The sequence below is a fragment of the Halomonas gemina genome (assembly GCF_023554995.1).
Taxonomy (GTDB): Bacteria; Pseudomonadota; Gammaproteobacteria; order Pseudomonadales; family Halomonadaceae; genus Halomonas; species Halomonas gemina.
Genome location: NZ_JAMJPK010000007.1, coordinates 85453 through 101382, shown reverse-complemented (window position 1 = coordinate 101382; position 15930 = coordinate 85453). Strand labels below are relative to the sequence as shown.

Genomic DNA, 15930 nt, shown 5'->3' with positions numbered 1-15930 from the left:
CTCATTATAAGCATGGCTCAGATCCCCAAGGCGCGGCGCATCATCCATTGTTTGGCCTGAGGAAGCCGTTCGGCGAGGGCCAATCCTGCTGACCCGGCGGAGCGCAGCCCCTCGCCCCCGGTGAAGACGCGATGGAAGGTTTCGGTGGCCGCCATCATGGCCAGAGTCTGGGGGCGCCTCTCCAGCGCATAGCGGCCGATGGAGGCGAGGCCGCCGAGATCCTTGTTGTGAGCATGGGCGTAGGCCAGCCGCTCGGCCAGGGTAATTACGTCCTGGAGGCCCAGGTTCAGGCCCTGGCCGGCCAGCGGATGGACCACATGGGCGGCATCGCCGACCAGCACGACCCGGGAGGCGGTGTAGCGGCGCGCATGCTGGCGCTTGATCGGGAAGCTGGCGCGGCCAAGCACTCGCTCCAGGCCTCCCAGGCGGCTGGGAAATTCCTTCTCGATGGTGGTTCTCAAGGTCTCGTCGTCCATCGCCTCGCGGGCGCGGACCTTCTCCGGGTCGCCATACCAGACCAGAGAAGCATGATGGCCCGTCAGCGGCAGCATGGCCTGGGGCCCTTCTGGCGTGAAGCGCTGCCAACTGACGTCCTGTTGTGGCAGCGCCGTTTGCACGTTGATGATCAGGGCACGCTGGTGATAGTCCGTGACATCGACCCGGATGCCGGCCCGCTCGCGCACTCGCGAACCGGCACCCTCGGCCCCTACCAGCAGCGATCCCGTGAGCAGGCGGCCGTTGTCCAACTCCAGGAGGACGCGGTCGCGGCCGCTAAGCTGGGCAATCGGCGCAGCCTCGCAGAAGCACTCGACATTGGGCATCTCCACAAGGCTTGCCCAGAGGGCATGGCGGATCACACGATTCTCGACAAAGCTGCCGAAATTCTCCAGACCGATGGACTCGGCGCTGAATCGGGTCTCGCCTTGGCCCTGTATATCCCAGGCCAGGATATGCCGAAAGGGACAGCGTCTCTCTTCCGGGATCAGTGACCAGGCACCCACGGACTCGAGCAGCCGCTGGGAGGCCAGATTGAGTGACGAGACGCGCAGGTCGAAGCGGTCGTCGTCGACGGGCGCCGGTGCCTCACCGGCTTCCACCAGAGCGACCTGCAATCGATCCTTGCCGAGGGCCGCGGCGAGCGCAGCCCCGACCATCCCGCCGCCCACGATGATGACATCAAAGTACTCGCGCATGCTGCTTCCTCAGGGTGCCAACTGGCGGCTTTGGAGATCACCATGATCATGGCGATCGAGATTACCAAGGTGGTAGGCACGCGGTCACGCGGCTTGGCGGCAGGGGCTCAGGGAAGGCAGGTCGAGTGTGCTAATCTCGCACGGTCCCCGACCGGCAAGGAGGCCGCGCATGACCGCGACTCGCTCCCTGATGATTCTGCTCGGCTGGCTGGCGCTGGTCGTGCTGGCCGCGCTGACCGGCATCGCCACCCCGCCCGGCGAGTGGTACGCCGGCCTGGCCAAGGCGCCGCTCACCCCGCCCGCCCTCGTCTTCCCCATCGCCTGGAGCACGCTCTACCTGCTGATGGCGCTGGCCGCCTGGCGGGCCACCCTGGCCGCTCCGCCCGCCGCGCGCTGGCACACCCTGTGGCCCTTCGTCGCCCAGCTGGCCGCCAACGCCCTGTGGTCGATCCTGTTCTTCGGGCTGCACTGGATGGGCCTGGCGCTGCTCGACCTGCTGCTGCTGTGGGGGCTGATCGTGCTCACCATCCGCCGCTTCGCCGGGGTCTCGCGCCTCGCCGCCTGGCTGCTCGCGCCCTACCTGGCCTGGGTGAGCTTCGCCGCCTACCTCAATGCCGCCACCTGGTGGCTCAATGGCGGCGGCTAATGATGACCGCGGTCCCGGGTTGGCTCTGGTGGGGCCTGCTGCCGGCGGGACTGGCGCTGTTGCTGCACCTCTTCCATCGGCGGCTGCGCATCAGCCTGGCCGCGCCGCGGGTGCCGGTCATGCGGGGGCTTGCCGAGCACGGCGTGACGGGCGAGAGGGTGACCATCCCCACGCGGAGAGGCAGGACGCTGGCGGGCTGGTGGCTACCCGGTGCCGAGCGGGGTACGGTGGTGATCACCCACGGCTGGGGGGCCAATCGTGAGCTGATGCTGCCGCTGGCCAGGCCGCTGCAGGCGGCCGGCTGGAACGTGCTGCTGTTCGATGCCCGCAACCATGGCGACAGCGACGCCGACAGCTTCTCCTCCATGCCGCGCTTCGCCGAGGATACCGACGCGGCGCTGGCCTGGCTGCGCGCCCGCCCGGGCATGGCAGAGGAACCGGTGGCGCTGCTTGGGCACTCGGTGGGCGCCGCAGCGGTGCTGCTGGCGGCCTCGCGGCGCGACGACATCGCCGCCGTGGTCAGCCTCTCGGCCTTCGCCCACCCGGATGGCATGATGCGCCGCTGGCTGGCCGGGAAGCGGCTACCGTTCTTCCCGCTGGGCTGGTACGTGCTGCGCTATGTGGAGCACGTGATCGGTCACCGCTTCGACGCCATCGCGCCCGTGACCACCCTGCCGCGTGTGCGCTGCCCTGTGCTGCTGGTGCACGGCCGTGACGACGTGGTGATCCCGCCGAGCGATGCCGAATGGCTCCTGGCCAGCCGCGGCGACACCCCGGCTGAGCTGCGCCTGCTGCCTGGCGATCATGACCTCAGCCAGCACATCGATGAGGAGCTGCCCGAGCTGCTGGCCTTCCTCGAGACGGTTTGGGTCGCGGCCACGCCACAGCCGTCCTGAGCCGAGGCCAGGGGCACAGCCCCGGGCGAGGCGCCCGCCAGGCACTCGGCCAGCGTCAGCCTATTCCGTCGAGCGGCCTCATGCGAGGCACTGCCAGCCTGCCGGCGTGTACAGCTCCAGGCCCGCTTCGGTGCGCCGGCACAGCCATAGCCAGCGGTTTCGGACTAGCTTCGCCACGTCGGGCTGGCGTGCCAGCACTCCCTCGATCCGCTCCCGCGGGGCGTCGATCACCACCGTCAAGCGCAGCGGCTCGTGGCGCCATGACGTTCCGTCGTGCAGTGACTGCAGCGGCAGGCCGATGCGCAGCTGCGGTGAATTTCCCTCGATCACCCCGATGTGCCCGCCCACCACCGAGTGAAGCACCTTGTTACCCGCCCCGTAGAGCTTCGGGACGGCCACCGAGGCGTAGTACTGCAGGTTGATCCAGTTGGCCACCAACATGGGTGCGGTCATCAGTGCCTCCAGTGCGGTACCTTCGGGGTCGCACCCGGGGTCATACTCGTGCAGGAAGACCCGTCCATCGAGGTCGAGGCCGCGGCTGGCCTCGCGCGGCGCCAGCAGCAGCGCCGCGTTGTTGGCCAGTCCCCACTCGGGGCGTGGCTGGGACCAGTCGCCGCCGCGGCGCTGCAGGGCCTCGAGACGCTGTGCATCGCCGACGGCCTGCACACCCAGCGCCGTCGCGCGCTCCTCGCGAGTGGCGCGGCCGGCTTGATTCAGGGCCTGCTCGAAGTGCTCCAGCAGGGAGCTCAGTTCCGACGGGACGGCGTCACTATCCAGCAGCGTGACGCGGTCGGTCAGGGTGTCATGGATGGCGGCCATCACATGCGTCGTGGCGGGCAGGGGAGTGCCGCGGAGCGCCAGCTCCCGACGCACCTCGGAGTCGTTGAGCAGTCGAGCGGCGAGCCGGGCGTTCACGCCGCCACCCTGGCCACTACAGGCACCGCAGGCGAGCCCGGCGTGGTGCGGGTTGTTGTCGCTCGCCGAGTCATGCCCCACCAGCACCAGCAGCGGTGCCACCTCCTTGCCCAGTGCGAGGCTGCCGAGCAGCCCCTGGGCGAGGGCGACCCGCTCCGCCAGCGATAGCGGCTCGCCACCCACGGCGTGGAAGGGGCCCTCGATCGGTGTCGGCGATGGCGCGGGGGCGCGGCGAGGCAGGCTGTCCTTCAGCAGCTTCCAGCCCCAGGCCAGGCCGGTGGTCTCGACCAAGGTAAAGGTCGACAGTGCATGGTACTTGGCGTGACGAACGCCCTGGCGACTGGCCTCCTGCCGATAGCGGCGGCGGTGCAGCTCATCGAGTGGCGTCGACTCCGTGGTGCGGTAGCGCGGCGATAGCAGGCCGGGCGCCCGCGGCAGGGCGCGTGCCGGTCCGGCCGGGTCATGGATGATCGGCATACCGAAGAAGCCCGCCACGCCCAGAGTATCGACCGCGTTTGATGCGGCCTCGAGATGGCGCCGCAGGCGCTCGGAGCGCACATCGATGCAGAAGGCCGCCTGAACACTGGCCGGTTCCGGCCGCGAGGCAGGGCGCGTTGCCAGTTTCTTTGACAAATGGCGCTGATAGCCCAGCTCATAGGCGCACTGCCAGCACCACAGGGCCTGGAGATCGCGATCGGCGCCGGGCGTGGCTTGGTGCCACTGGGCCCGCCAGTGGGCGCGGTGCGGCTCATCGAGTTCGGCCAGGCCCAGCCACTCCCAGGCCAGCAGGATGACGACAAGCTCGTCGATGCCGGCATGACGGGTAGCGACGGGCGTGTGCCAGGCCAGCCCCTGGCACCACGAGGCCCAGCCGTTGACGCGTAGCAGCAGGGTGTGGACCAGGGCTTCCAGGGCTTCCGGGGAGAGTGCCAGGTCGGCGAGCAGCGTCTCCCGCGCGGTCGCCGTGTCGGCAGGCAGTGACGCGACTCGCTGACGCTGGGTGGCGCTCAGCCGCCGGTCGTGGCGACTCTGGGTCCGCCACCAGCCGTAGAGGGTCTCGCCCGGCACCGTCTCCCAGCGTTGCTGGTGATGATCGAAATAGCCGGCACACAGCTCCGCTACCGCCTCGAAGCTATCGTCGGTCGTCGCCGGGGCGTCATGGGCGAGCCACTCCCAGGCGCTCGTCCAGCGCATCGCTTGCTGGTCGGGCTGTTTCAGGGCGGCCAGGAGTGTCGCCTCGTCCAGCGGCGAGTCGCACACGGCGATGGCCGCGCGCAGATCTTCGGGTTGAATCCGTCCGTTCTCCCACGCGTCTCGGTAAAAGCCGGCCGGCAGAGTCAGTGTCACGCCTGCGCGCCGGGCGAGCCGTGCCTCGGCCTCCTCGATGGGTAGGTCGCGTAGGCCCCACCAGGGGTTGACGGCGATCCAGCTATCGAGGGGCCAGGTAGGAGCGATTCGCCCGGCGGCAAGGGCCATGGCCTGATGGTGTGCCTCGGTGACGCATGCGATAGGACTGGGGGCGACAGCAGTCATGACCCTTCTCCTTTGACGAGGACCCGGTTGAGGGGAGCAGGAATCGGGTGGTGGTGGCGCATCAGGCGCTCGATGAGGCGCTCCAGCGGCCGATGGGCGTAGAGGCCCTGGCGGAAGTGGATCCGCCAGTATGCGACCGTGGAATGCTGGGGTTTCAGCACGACGATGAGGGCCAGGCTCACCAGCGTTACCAGCACGGCGCTGCCCAGCAGGCCAGTGCCCAGCGTCAACGCATCGCTGGCCCGCGGCAGCGCCGGCGATACCAGGGCATGCAGCAGCGCATAGAGCGGTACCAGCGCCAGGGCCATGGCGACCAGGGCCAGGCGCCGGTCACGGCCGAGCCCGACCGGCATGCCCAGCAGTGACCCGCCCACGGCCAGCATCAGCAGCGCGCCGAGGATCGGGTTGTGGCTGACCAGCCCGGGCCATGCCATCAGCACTGCACCCGCCGTCCCGGTACCGAGGCCGGCCATCGTCAGCCGCTCGCGCAGCGGAGCCGGCGTTAGCCGTGAGACGCTGGCCGCGCGTACCGTGCGGCCGCAGGCGAGGAAGGAGTGGGCCTTGTAGAGGGAATGGGCGAGCAGGTGAATCAGTGCCAGGGTGTAAGCCCCCAGCCCGATTTCCATCAGCATGAAACCCATCTGAGCGCAGGTGGACCACGCCAAGGCGTGCTTGACGGATGCCTGGGTGAGCATGGTCAGCACCGCGACGACGGCGGTGGTGCCACCGATGGCGACCAGCATCAGGTGCCCCGGGGTGATGCCGTCGAACAGCGGATAGAGGCGCAGCCAGAGGTAGCCGCCCAGGTTGATCACCCCGGCATGGAGCAGTGCCGAGACCGGTGTCGGCGCCTCCATTACCTTCATCAGCCAGCCGTGCAGCGGTAGCTGGGCGCACTTGCACAGTGCCGCCAGCGACAGAGCTATCGACGCCGCCGGCAGCGCCCAGCCCTCACCGGTGGAGGCCGCTGCCGCGGCCAGCAGCATCGGCAGCTCGAAGCTGCCGTAGTGGTGGTAGAGCAAACCCACCGCGACCAGCAGGGCGAGGTCGCCCAGGCGACTGACGGCGAATTTCTGCCAGGCCGCACGACGCGCCTCCAGGCGTTGCGGATAGAGGATCAGCAGGTGGTGAAGCGCCAGACTGACGCCCACCCAGGCCACCAGCATGACCAGCAGGTGGTGGGTGAATACCAGCAGCAACACGCTGGCCAGCACCACCAGACACCAGGGCAGGAAACGGGCGCGGCCCGGGTCGCCTTGCAGGTAGACGTTGGCGAAGCGCAGCAGCACGACGCCGAGGAAGCTGATCAGCAGCGCCATCCATACCGCCAGCCCGTCCGGATAGAGGCCCAGGGGGGTGGCGGCTTCCGGCAGCCCGGTGTTCACACCCGCGCTATCGGCGACCAGCAGGCCGCCGATCAGTGCGCTGGCCAGGAAGCTGCCGAGCATCAGCGTCTGTCCGATTCGCCAAAAGCGCTGCTGGCGCCCGGGGTCGCTCAGGCGAATGGACACGCCGGCGAGGATCAGCAGGGCGACCGGCAGTGCCAGCCAGATGGCCAACGACACATGAGTCGCCGTTTCGAGCAGATTCGTCATAGTACGGCTCCTTGGTGAGAACTGGACGCACTATGTCGTTGTCGTTATGTTATTAAAAATAGTTTATAAAGAAGGTATCGTTCGTTTAAAAAGAACAGTATTCCATGTCATCGGGTAGTGGAATGAAGCTCAACTATCACCATCTCTACCACTTCTGGCAGGTCGCCCGGTCGGGGCACCTGACGCAGACCGCCGAGGCGCTTCACATCTCGCAGTCGGCGCTTTCCCACCAGATCCGTCAGCTGGAGGAGCGTCTGGGTCAGAAGCTGTTCATCCGCGAAGGCCGCAAGCTGCGGCTTTCCGAGGCGGGGCGGCTGGCCTTCGACTATGCCAACGCCATCTTTCGTCAGGGGGAAGAGCTGACCGCCTTGTTTACCGAGGGCGGCCAGGCGCATCGCGAGAGCATCCGGGTGGGTGCAGTAGCCACACTGTCACGCAACTTCCAGGAGGAGTTCCTGCGCCCGTTGCTCGACCGCGAGGACATGGAGCTGAGCCTCCAGAGTGGCGGCCTGGACGATCTGCTGCGCCGCCTCTCCGCCCACCGCCTGGATGTCGTGCTGGCCAACCAGTCCGTGCGCGGCGACGACCAGCATCCCTGGCGCTCGAAGCGCCTGGCGCGCCAGCCCGTCAGCCTGATTGGGGCGTCGGGCCTCGCCCCACTACCGGCGTTTCCCGATGGGTTGCGCGGTCGCGGCCTGATCGTACCCGGCCCCGACAGCACCGTGCGCCAGGCCTTCGATCAGCTATGTGACTACCACCGCCTGTCGCCCACGCTCATCGCCGAGGTGGACGACATGGCGATGATGCGCCTGCTGGCACGCGACACGCTCCACCTGGCGGTGATGCCGCCGGTGGTGGTGCGCGATGAGCTGCGCGCCGGTACGCTGACCGACTTCGGCGCCCTGCCGGGCGTCTTCGAGGAGTTCTACGCCATCACCATTCGCCGGCGCTTCGAGTCGCCTCTGCTCAAGCGCCTGCTGGGACAGCCGAGCGAGGCACTGCTGCCGAAGACGCGGGTGTGACGACTTAAGTCTCGGTATCGACCGCTGTCGGCCGGGCCTTGCCCTGGCGAGCCCCGTCGAGCGTTGGGGGTGGGGGCTCAGCGCTTGCGGGCGATGAACTGCACCACGGCCCCCAGGCCGGTATGGCCGCGGCCCTCGACCACCTGGCGGTCGAACTCGCGGCTCGAGAGGATCTCGAACTCGGCAAAGGCGGACTCCAACTCCGCAGCGGTGGGGGTGCGGTCCGGGGTGTCTGGTCCGCCGGTGTCCCGCGGCACCTGGGCCGGGGTATAGGCCTCCAGGATCAGGAACCCGCCGGGCTTCAGGGTGCGCGCCACCTGGCGGTGCAGGTGCGGGCGGCCCGCCTCGGGCACATGGCAGAAGATCGACACCACCGCGTCGAAGGCCTCGGCGGCGAAGGTATGTTCGGTGAGGTCGGCGACCAGGGTCTCCAGCGGCACGCCCTCCCGCTCGGCCAGCCTGGCCGCCTTGCGCAGGCCGACCGCCGAGGCATCCACGGAGAGCACCCGATGGCCGAGCCTGGCCAGGTAGACGCCGTTGCGCCCCTCGCCATCGGCGAGGCACAGCACCTCCCGCGGCGGCTCGCCGATCAGCCCCACCTGTTCGCGCAGGAAGTCGTTGGGCTCGGTGCCGTAGACGTAGTCGTCGGTGTCGTAGCGCTCATCCCACATGGCAGTCCCTCTTGAATAGCTATGGATATAGCCATCGAGAATACCAAGGCTCGGGGACGGCGTCTGCGGCAGGGCGGGGGTGCTACGCTTGAGGTTCGTCACCCGTCACGGATGACCGCCTGCCATGTCCGCCTTGCCCCGCCTTCCTTGCGTTCTTCTGCTGGTCGCCACCCTCGGCCTCGCCGGCTGCGACGGGCCCGGTATCGACATCGCACCACCGCGGTCGGAATCGATGGAGAGCGACTTCTCCGGCGAGGCCATGGTTCGCCAGGCGGATGTCGTTGGTGCCGCACGCCCGGCCGATGGGGTGGGCGAGGCACCCGACACCCGCATCGAGGAGCGCCGCGGCTACCGCCTGCAGTTCGATGAGGCCGATGCCCTGGTAGCCGCCTACCCGCAGAGCGGCAGGAGATGACTAGGAGCCTCCTAGGGAGTAGCGCCAGGTTCACCGAACTCCTCGGTGTCTACCTCCGCCTGCTGGGCCTCGCCGTAGCGCGCCCCCGCCACCTGGTCCGGGGTCATCATGGCATCCAGCCGGGTCATGGTCTCCGGCGCCAGCCGTAGGCGCTCCGCCGCCAGGTTCTCGCGCATGTGATCGATGGCGCGCGAGCCGGGGATCGGCAGGATGTCGTCGCCCTGGGCCCGCAGCCAGGCCAGCGCCAGCTGGCTTGGCGTCACCTCCAGCTCCTCCGCCAGCGCCGTGAACGCCGCCAGCAGGCGCAGGTTGCGGGGATGGTTCTCGGCGCTGAAGCGCGGCATGCCGCGGCGCATGTCGTTCTCCTCGAGGCGCGCGGGATCGTTGACGGCCCCCGCCAGGAAGCCACGCCCCAAGGGGCTGAAGGCCACCAGCGCCGTGTCGGCCTCGCGACAGGCCTCGATCAGGCCGATCTCGGGATTGCGGGTCCACAGCGAGTACTCCGACTGCACCGCTGCGATGGGATGTTCGGCCCGGGCGCGACGCAGGGTGGCCGCCGACACCTCGGAGAGCCCGATGGCGCGCACCTTGCCTTGCTCCACCAGCCGGGCCAGCGCGCCGACGCTCTCCTCGATAGGCACGCCCTTGTCCCAGCGGTGCAGGTAGTAGAGGTCCAGGTGGTCGGTGCCCAGCCGTGCGAGGCTCGCCTCGCACTGGCGATGCAGCGTCTCGGGGCGCCCGTCGATCACCTTGCGGCCGAGTTCCGGGTCCATGGCCATGCCGCACTTGCTGGCCAGCAGGAGCTCGTCTCGTTTGCCGGCGAGCGCCTTGCCCACCAGCCGCTCGTTGGCCGTGGCCCCGTAGAGGGTGGCGGTATCGAAGTGGCGATAGCCCATCTCGAAGGCCTCCTCCAGGGCATGCAGCGCCTCGGGCTCGGGGAGCGGGCTGCCGTAGCCGTGGGAGAGGTTCATGCAGCCCAGGCCGATCATCGGTGAGGCCACTTCCTTGAGGCGGGCGAAGAGCGTCATCATGGGGTCCCGTTTGATTCTTCCATTTCATGGAAAGATATCAGTAAAGAATAACAGCCGTCCGTCGGACGCGGCCATCGCCCGCCGGGTAAGCTGGGCACCGTGATGTCGGCGCCGCTGCTGGGCGCGCGGCCGCCCAGTCAATGCGCCTCGACGACAATAATACGGACTCAGGAGCGCCAGGTTTGGCCAACCCTACTCTTCTCTCTCCGCGCTATCGCGTGCTGCTGGCCGGGCTGTTCAGCCAGCTGCTGTGCGTGGGCGTGGCACGCTTCGCCTATACGCCGCTGCTGCCGGTGATGCAGCAGCAGGCCTGGCTGAGCGACGCCCAGGGTGGCTGGCTGGCCGCCCTCAACTACGCCGGCTACATGCTCGGCGCGCTGGTGGCGGCCTCGATCCACAGCATCCGCCTCAAGGACACCCTCTACCGCCTCACCCTGCTCCTGGCGGTGCTCTCCACCGCCGGCATGGCGTTGGCCGAGAGCTTCTGGCTGTGGGCGGCCATGCGCTTCGTGGCCGGGTTCTCGAGCAGCGGCGCCATGCTGCTGGCCTCGGGGCTGATCCTGCACTGGCTGATCAGCCACCGGCAGCGTGGCGAACTGGGTATCCACTTCGCCGGCCTGGGGCTGGGCATCCTGCTGGCCGCCCTGGCGGTGGAGCTGATGCGGCGCCTCGCGCTGGACTGGCAGGTCCAGTGGTGGGGCTTTGCCATCCTGGCCACGGCGTTGCTGGTACCCGCCTGGGCCTGGCTGCCGCGGCCGGCCAGGCCGCTTCCCGGCGCCGCCGCGGGCGGCCAGCGCAAGGCCAGGCCGCCCACCCGTACTTTCATGCGGCTGATGCTCGCTGCCTACTTCTGCGCCGGCTATGGCTACGTGATCAGCGCCACCTTCATCGTCGCCATCGTCGAGCGCGAGCCGCTGCTGGCCGGCGCCGGCAACTGGACCTTCGCCCTGGTGGGGCTCGCCGCCGCCCCCGCGGTGATGCTGTGGGACCTGATCGCCCGTCGCATCGGCTACCTGGGCGCGCTGATCAGTGCCATGGCCCTGCAGGTGGTGGGGATCGTGCTGCCGGCGCTGACCAATAGCCTAGCCGGCGTGCTGGCGAGCGCCGTGCTCTACGGCGGCACCTTCCTGGGCTGCGTGAGCCTGGTGCTGACCATGGCCGGCCGGCTCTACCCGCAGAGCCCGGCGCGGCTGATGGGGCGCATGACGCTCGCCTACGGCGCGGCACAGATCATCGCCCCGGCGCTCACTGGCATGCTCGCCGAGGCCAGCGGCCACTACGACACCGGCCTGTGGCTGGCCGGCGGCTTCGTGGCCCTGGGTGCGGTGCTGCTGATCTGGCTGCGCCGGGTGGACCAGACGGCGCAACGACTGGATACCGAGGCCAAGCAGGCAGCGGCAAGGTGAGGAGCCTCCATCCATCGAGCGTGAGCCCCGGCTCCTGAAGCTGGCCAAGCCATATACGTAATCTGAATGATTTAATTGCCGAGTGAATAGTCGAGGATCGGCTGGTAGTCGGGTGAATCCGTGATCTCGGTCGGCGTGATCCCGACGCCCCAGGTCAGGCTGGTGCGATCCTCGTCGATAGGTCGGTCGATGACGATCTCGCCCACGGTGTAGGGCGTGCCGTCCTGATGGGTAAAGGCGGTCTCCTCCTCGCGGAAATAGCGGAAGGTCACGGGCGTATCGGGAAACACATCCTTGCCTAAATCATATCGCTGGGTGGCCACGACCATGCGATATCCCTGCGCCGTGGCCAGTGCGGCCGATTGCGGTGGGTAAAGCAACGCGCCGAACAGGTTTCCGTCGGCGTCCAGATGATCATTCCGCTCGGTCAGTTCCTTCAAAAGCCGGGCGCGAAGGCGTTGCGCACCCATATACTCCTGTGCCGAATCGGTCGTTAGCGTCGGCCAGTCGGCAGAATAGCCGTTTTCCATGCGGATCGTGCGCGCCAGGAAGGCCTCGACACTGGCAGGCATGTCGCCGTAGAGGCTGACGCCCACGACATTCTCGAGGAAATGCGCGAATTCGCCGTTCTGCATGGCGCGGTTGATCGGATCGGGCCAGGCGGCGTGGCCGTTCCCGCCCTCGGCACCCGGTGCGCGATAGCCCATCGCGGTATTCTCGCCCCAGCCGGCATCGCCGGGCAGCCGGCGCGGCAGCGCCCAGGTGCTGTCGATGGTCACGCCCACGCCGGACTGGAAGGTTGCCCAGCCTCCGGTTTCGCGCTGCGGCTCATGCCCCGAGTGACAGCCCACGCACTGGGTCAGCTCAGACGGGGTCTGGGCGCGCAGCGCGCCGCCCGCATCCTCGATCCAGCCGGCGAGGATCCAGCCCGCGCCGTTGTCGATCCAGCCCTCGCTGCGGCTGGCATAGGCGGGGGCGCTTTCCTCCTTGATTTCGGGGCCCGCATAGTCGGGGTCGAACCGCCGGATTTTGTACATGTAGCGGATTTCCTTTACCCGGTCGGCGCGGGCGCCGGGGAATCGGCCCGGTGCGCCCTCGCTGCCATCAGCCTGCGTGTCGACGTAATGCAGCGGATGCGCGAACTCGGTACCGACGGGGTATAGGCCTGGTTTGACCGGTTCTGCTGCAGCAGCGCCCTGATACGTGGTAGGCGCGTTCGTAGGCAGGTGATCGGACACCGCCGCGGCCAGCAGATCGAGGTTCGCGGCATAGGTCTCCAGATCGAACCGGCCCGCGGCATCGCGCATGAACCGCTCGGGCAGGCGGATATAGATGCCCGAGACCGACCCTGTCAGCGGGGTGAAGATCCCGTGGGGGACGAAATTGACCGACCGCCAGCCGGTGATCCATCCGCGGCCATCGTTGAATAAGGCGCCTTCTTGGCGTGTGCTGCGCACGAAACCATCCGCGTCGGCCGGCAGGTCGGCGGGCGACAACGCCGGGAACAGGCGGAACGGGTCATCCTCGGCGCCGCTGTCCCAGGCACGGGCATCGCCGGGACGGCGCGCGGCGGCGGCAGACCAGTTGTCCTGCCGGATCCAGGCTTCCATGTCCCATTTGGCCGGGTCATGCCCGGCCTCGGTGACGGCGGCGCGCAGCTTTTCGGGGAACAGCGTGTTCTCCCAGGGGTTGATCGAGCCGTTGGGCCGGAACGGGTAGTTCAGCGCGGCGAAGGCATATTCCGCGGTAAGATCGCCGATGAACGGGGAAGCTCCGCCCTGTGGTGCGTTGTTGCCGAAGCGGCGATTGGCCAGCCCGTCGGTATGACAGACTTGGCAGGGGTTCTGGGTGCCGCCGGCGGTCTCGATATAGCATTGGGCGGGAATATGGGCATAGGGATTCACAAAGCCCGCGCGCGAGATGTAGTCGCCGATCAGCGGCGCGGTGCCGTTCTGTGCTAAGGCGGCAATACTCAGCGCGGCAAGGCCGGCGCCGGTCAAAAGAGCGGGGCGAAGCGGCATACGGTTCATGGCGTGTCACTTGTTCTAGCATGTGAACGTGAGAAAGCCGGGCCCTGTCACAGGCCCGGCCCCGGTATCAGCAGATCAGAGACCTGGCAGACCGCCCAGATAGCCAATATGCGCGTCGAGCTTGTAGTTCGGCGTGCCGTGATCATTGGTGCCGTAAAGCTCGATCGCAGCGGCTTCCAACTCGGCCACCACATCTTCGGGCATCGAGGAAATCCAGTCGCCCTGGTGCTGGTCGTTGGCCATGATGTAGGCGTGGCCGTTCAGGTTATCGACAACCTGCAGGCCAGTGGCCTCGGCGCCCGACGCGTTGCTGAGGATCCGGCTCAGCTTGCCGGTATCGACGTTGTAGGCCCAGAGAAAGTTGTTGACGTGCGTGCCCGAGTCCTCGCCGATGAACAGCGTGCGCATCTCGTCGGAGAAGAACACGTTATCGGGGTTGGCGATCTTGTCCGGGTTGGCGATGTTGCCCAGCGCGTCGACCGGGATATCCTCGCCCAGCAGCGCGGCAGGCACGCGCATCGCGGTGCCGACCCAGTCGGAGTTGATCGCGGCGCCGTTGGTGTCGACGCTGCCACCGTCCAGCGCCACTTCATAGGTCGCGCCGGCCTTGATCTTCTCGACCTGGATGTGGTCCTGCACGGCGCCCGGCTCGGCCTGCATGCCCTTCTCGTTATAGGACATCGCGACGTAAAGGTTTTTCTTCTTCGGGTCGGCGGTCACGCCTTCCATCTTGTTGAAATCGGTCGTGGCGCCGAGATACGCGGCATAGCGGCGCGATTCCAGGAAGGCCGCAGCCTTTTCCATGCCGTCCTTCAGGCGCAGAATCTCGTCGCCCGAATGACCGGCGCGGATCATGCGATAGCCCTGATCGGCCCAGTCCGGGGTGGCTTCAGCGGTGGTTGACTCGAAGATGTCGTCGAAGGTGACGCCGCCGTCGATGATCGCCTTGATCTCGGCGTCGGTGCCATGGCCCAGCTTGACCCAGTCCAGCGTCGCGGCGCCGCCGCCCTGACCGGAAACCTGGTTCCAGCGCGCGGCATAAAGCGTACCGGCGGACAGGTCTTCGGCGGTGTCGGCGACATACATGAACAGCCCGACATGGTCGCCGTCATCGCCGAAATAGGCGGTGCGGCTGTCGGGCATCACGCGGGCCAGTTCCCAGGTGGCGCGGCCCATCGAGTAGTGCTTGACCACTTCGGTGCTGCCGTCGGCCTTGACTGTCACCTCGGGGATGTAGCCATAGTCGTAGGGGTTGGCCTTTTCGCCATCGAGATACATCTCTTCCAGCGCGCGCACCCCTTCGGTGGCCTTCTTGCGGTTCTTCTCCCCCGACACGGCCTGGAAGTAGAGGTCGTAGTCCTCTTCGGATCCTAGATGGGTGTTCCACGGGGTTGGACCGCCGGCGCAGGGGATCCATAGACCATCCACGTCGGAGAAGTCGATCGGCTTGACCGAGGTCGCCTTCAGCGCGCCATCGGTGCCCTGCTCGACCGCAGCCAGCGACATCGACATCGGCATGCGCGAATACCAACCCTCGGCGCGGCGGGCCTCGGCGCCGTTGCCGAGGATCCAGTCGTATTCGTAATGCGTGACCATGAACAGATTGCCGTCGATGTCCAGCAGGCTGTTGGCGTCCGGCGTCTCGGCGATGATCGGATCGCCGTTCATGTCGGCGAGCGGCTCGCCCTTGGCATTGTAAAGCTGCCCGGCCGCCTCTCCACCCACCTTGTCGGTGTTCTTGAACATCGATATGTAGGAGAGCGGGAATTCCTGGGTGGTGCCGTCGCTATAGCGTACGATCGCCGAGGATTTTGAATGCGTCGTCACCATTTCGGCGGCTTCTTTCGGCGCAGGCGTATCGGTGAACTCGACGGCGACAATATCGGCCGCCATGGCAGCGCTGGCCGTCAGAGAAAGTGCAGCCGTGCCGCACAGGAAAATAAGATTTCTCATGTCATTTAGGTCCTTATAATATTGGAATTTACAATTAGAGAAATTATCAGAAGTAGTGGGTCACTTTGATGACCAGTTTATGGCAATATAAATGCCATCTCAGTCATCATTCATTACAGCGGTCAACGGTGGGGATTCGGGCCTCCACAGCGCCCGCCACCCTCTCTCTGTCGAAGTCAAACGCGCAATGCTCCAGCAACTGCCACACCAACACCACCAGGACGACGAGGAGGCGAAGCTAGCAGTCTGTCGGGTTATGGGCCGCGCACGGTGACGACGCTCACTTCTCTCAGTTTTTCGTGTTGGCGCCGGTCGTACATTCGGTGCTCCAGTAGTGGCCTGAGCGCTTGTGGCGGCCCCCTGTCAGGCGAGGGGGAGCTCTCCCCCCAGCCTGATGCCAGGCGGTGCATCCGCTTGATATTCCACGCCAGGGTAGCCAATCGCCACTCACCTCTGACGTTCTCCAGACCACGCAGCGAGAACTGTCGAAACCCCATCACGTGTTTGATGATTTCGAAGACGGGTTCGACCGTAGGCTTGCGTATCGCATACAGCGCTCGGCCCGCCTGCGTCTTCAAGCGGTGTGCCATTTGCTCGACGGGATCCTCGCTTGTCGGGGCCGGC

The 15930-nt window shown here is 67.2% G+C and carries 12 protein-coding genes and 1 pseudogene; 5 read left to right on the top strand and 8 right to left on the bottom strand.

Translation table 11 applies throughout. The annotated features are described in order from the left end of the window. Positions 1-17: 17 nt before the first annotated feature. On the bottom strand, positions 18-1193 hold the full coding sequence (locus M8009_RS15480) for an FAD-dependent monooxygenase (protein ID WP_250062811.1): 1176 nt from the start codon (positions 1191-1193) through the stop codon (positions 18-20). A 169-nt stretch (positions 1194-1362) separates the two neighbouring features. On the opposite strand from M8009_RS15480, the gene M8009_RS15475 reads away from it, so the two are divergent. Further along, positions 1363-1839: a TspO/MBR family protein gene (locus M8009_RS15475; protein ID WP_250062809.1), complete on the top strand. Its 477-nt coding sequence runs from the start codon at positions 1363-1365 to the stop codon at positions 1837-1839. After that, positions 1839-2735, top strand: coding sequence for an alpha/beta hydrolase (locus M8009_RS15470; RefSeq protein ID WP_250062807.1), 897 nt, complete (start codon positions 1839-1841; stop codon positions 2733-2735). The genes M8009_RS15475 and M8009_RS15470 overlap by 1 nt, the downstream gene beginning before the upstream one ends. Positions 2736-2813: 78 nt before the next feature. On the opposite strand, the gene M8009_RS15465 is transcribed toward M8009_RS15470, so the two are convergent. Together M8009_RS15465 and M8009_RS15460 are read right to left on the bottom strand one after the other, a co-directional pair. Further along, positions 2814-5183, bottom strand: a complete 2370-nt coding sequence (locus M8009_RS15465) for a YbcC family protein (protein ID WP_250062805.1) — start codon at positions 5181-5183, stop codon at positions 2814-2816. Beyond that, on the bottom strand, positions 5180-6778 hold the full coding sequence (locus M8009_RS15460; RefSeq protein WP_250062803.1) for an NADH-quinone oxidoreductase subunit L: 1599 nt from the start codon (positions 6776-6778) through the stop codon (positions 5180-5182). The genes M8009_RS15465 and M8009_RS15460 overlap by 4 nt, the downstream gene beginning before the upstream one ends. A gap of 122 nt (positions 6779-6900) precedes the next feature. Here M8009_RS15460 and M8009_RS15455 point away from each other — a divergent pair, with 122 nt between their 5' ends. After that, positions 6901-7800, top strand: a complete 900-nt coding sequence (locus M8009_RS15455) for a LysR family transcriptional regulator (RefSeq protein WP_250062800.1) — start codon at positions 6901-6903, stop codon at positions 7798-7800. A gap of 77 nt (positions 7801-7877) precedes the next feature. Here the strand turns inward: M8009_RS15455 and M8009_RS15450 are convergent, their stop codons facing one another. Continuing rightward, positions 7878-8471, bottom strand: a complete 594-nt coding sequence (locus M8009_RS15450) for a class I SAM-dependent methyltransferase (RefSeq protein WP_250062798.1) — start codon at positions 8469-8471, stop codon at positions 7878-7880. A gap of 124 nt (positions 8472-8595) precedes the next feature. Here M8009_RS15450 and M8009_RS15445 point away from each other — a divergent pair, with 124 nt between their 5' ends. Beyond that, entirely contained in the window at positions 8596-8886 is a 291-nt protein-coding gene (locus tag M8009_RS15445) for a hypothetical protein (RefSeq protein ID WP_250062797.1), read from the top strand. An 11-nt stretch (positions 8887-8897) separates the two neighbouring features. Here the strand turns inward: M8009_RS15445 and M8009_RS15440 are convergent, their stop codons facing one another. Then, positions 8898-9917 carry an aldo/keto reductase gene (locus M8009_RS15440; protein WP_250062795.1) on the bottom strand — a complete coding sequence of 340 codons (1020 nt, stop codon included), beginning with the start codon at positions 9915-9917 and terminating at the stop codon, positions 8898-8900. A 182-nt stretch (positions 9918-10099) separates the two neighbouring features. On the opposite strand from M8009_RS15440, the gene M8009_RS15435 reads away from it, so the two are divergent. Continuing rightward, entirely contained in the window at positions 10100-11323 is a 1224-nt protein-coding gene (locus M8009_RS15435; protein WP_250062787.1) for a YbfB/YjiJ family MFS transporter, read from the top strand. A gap of 71 nt (positions 11324-11394) precedes the next feature. Here the strand turns inward: M8009_RS15435 and M8009_RS15430 are convergent, their stop codons facing one another. From M8009_RS15430 to M8009_RS15420, 3 genes and pseudogenes are all read right to left on the bottom strand, one after another. Next, positions 11395-13353, bottom strand: coding sequence for a hypothetical protein (locus M8009_RS15430; RefSeq protein WP_250062785.1), 1959 nt, complete (start codon positions 13351-13353; stop codon positions 11395-11397). Between the two features lie 75 nt (positions 13354-13428). After that, positions 13429-15306 carry a PhoX family protein gene (locus tag M8009_RS15425; protein ID WP_250062783.1) on the bottom strand — a complete coding sequence of 626 codons (1878 nt, stop codon included), beginning with the start codon at positions 15304-15306 and terminating at the stop codon, positions 13429-13431. Positions 15307-15713: 407 nt separating this feature from the next. Further along, positions 15714-15929, bottom strand: a pseudogene (locus M8009_RS15420) (transposase); the annotation flags it as partial. Between the last annotated feature and the right edge of the window lies 1 nt (position 15930).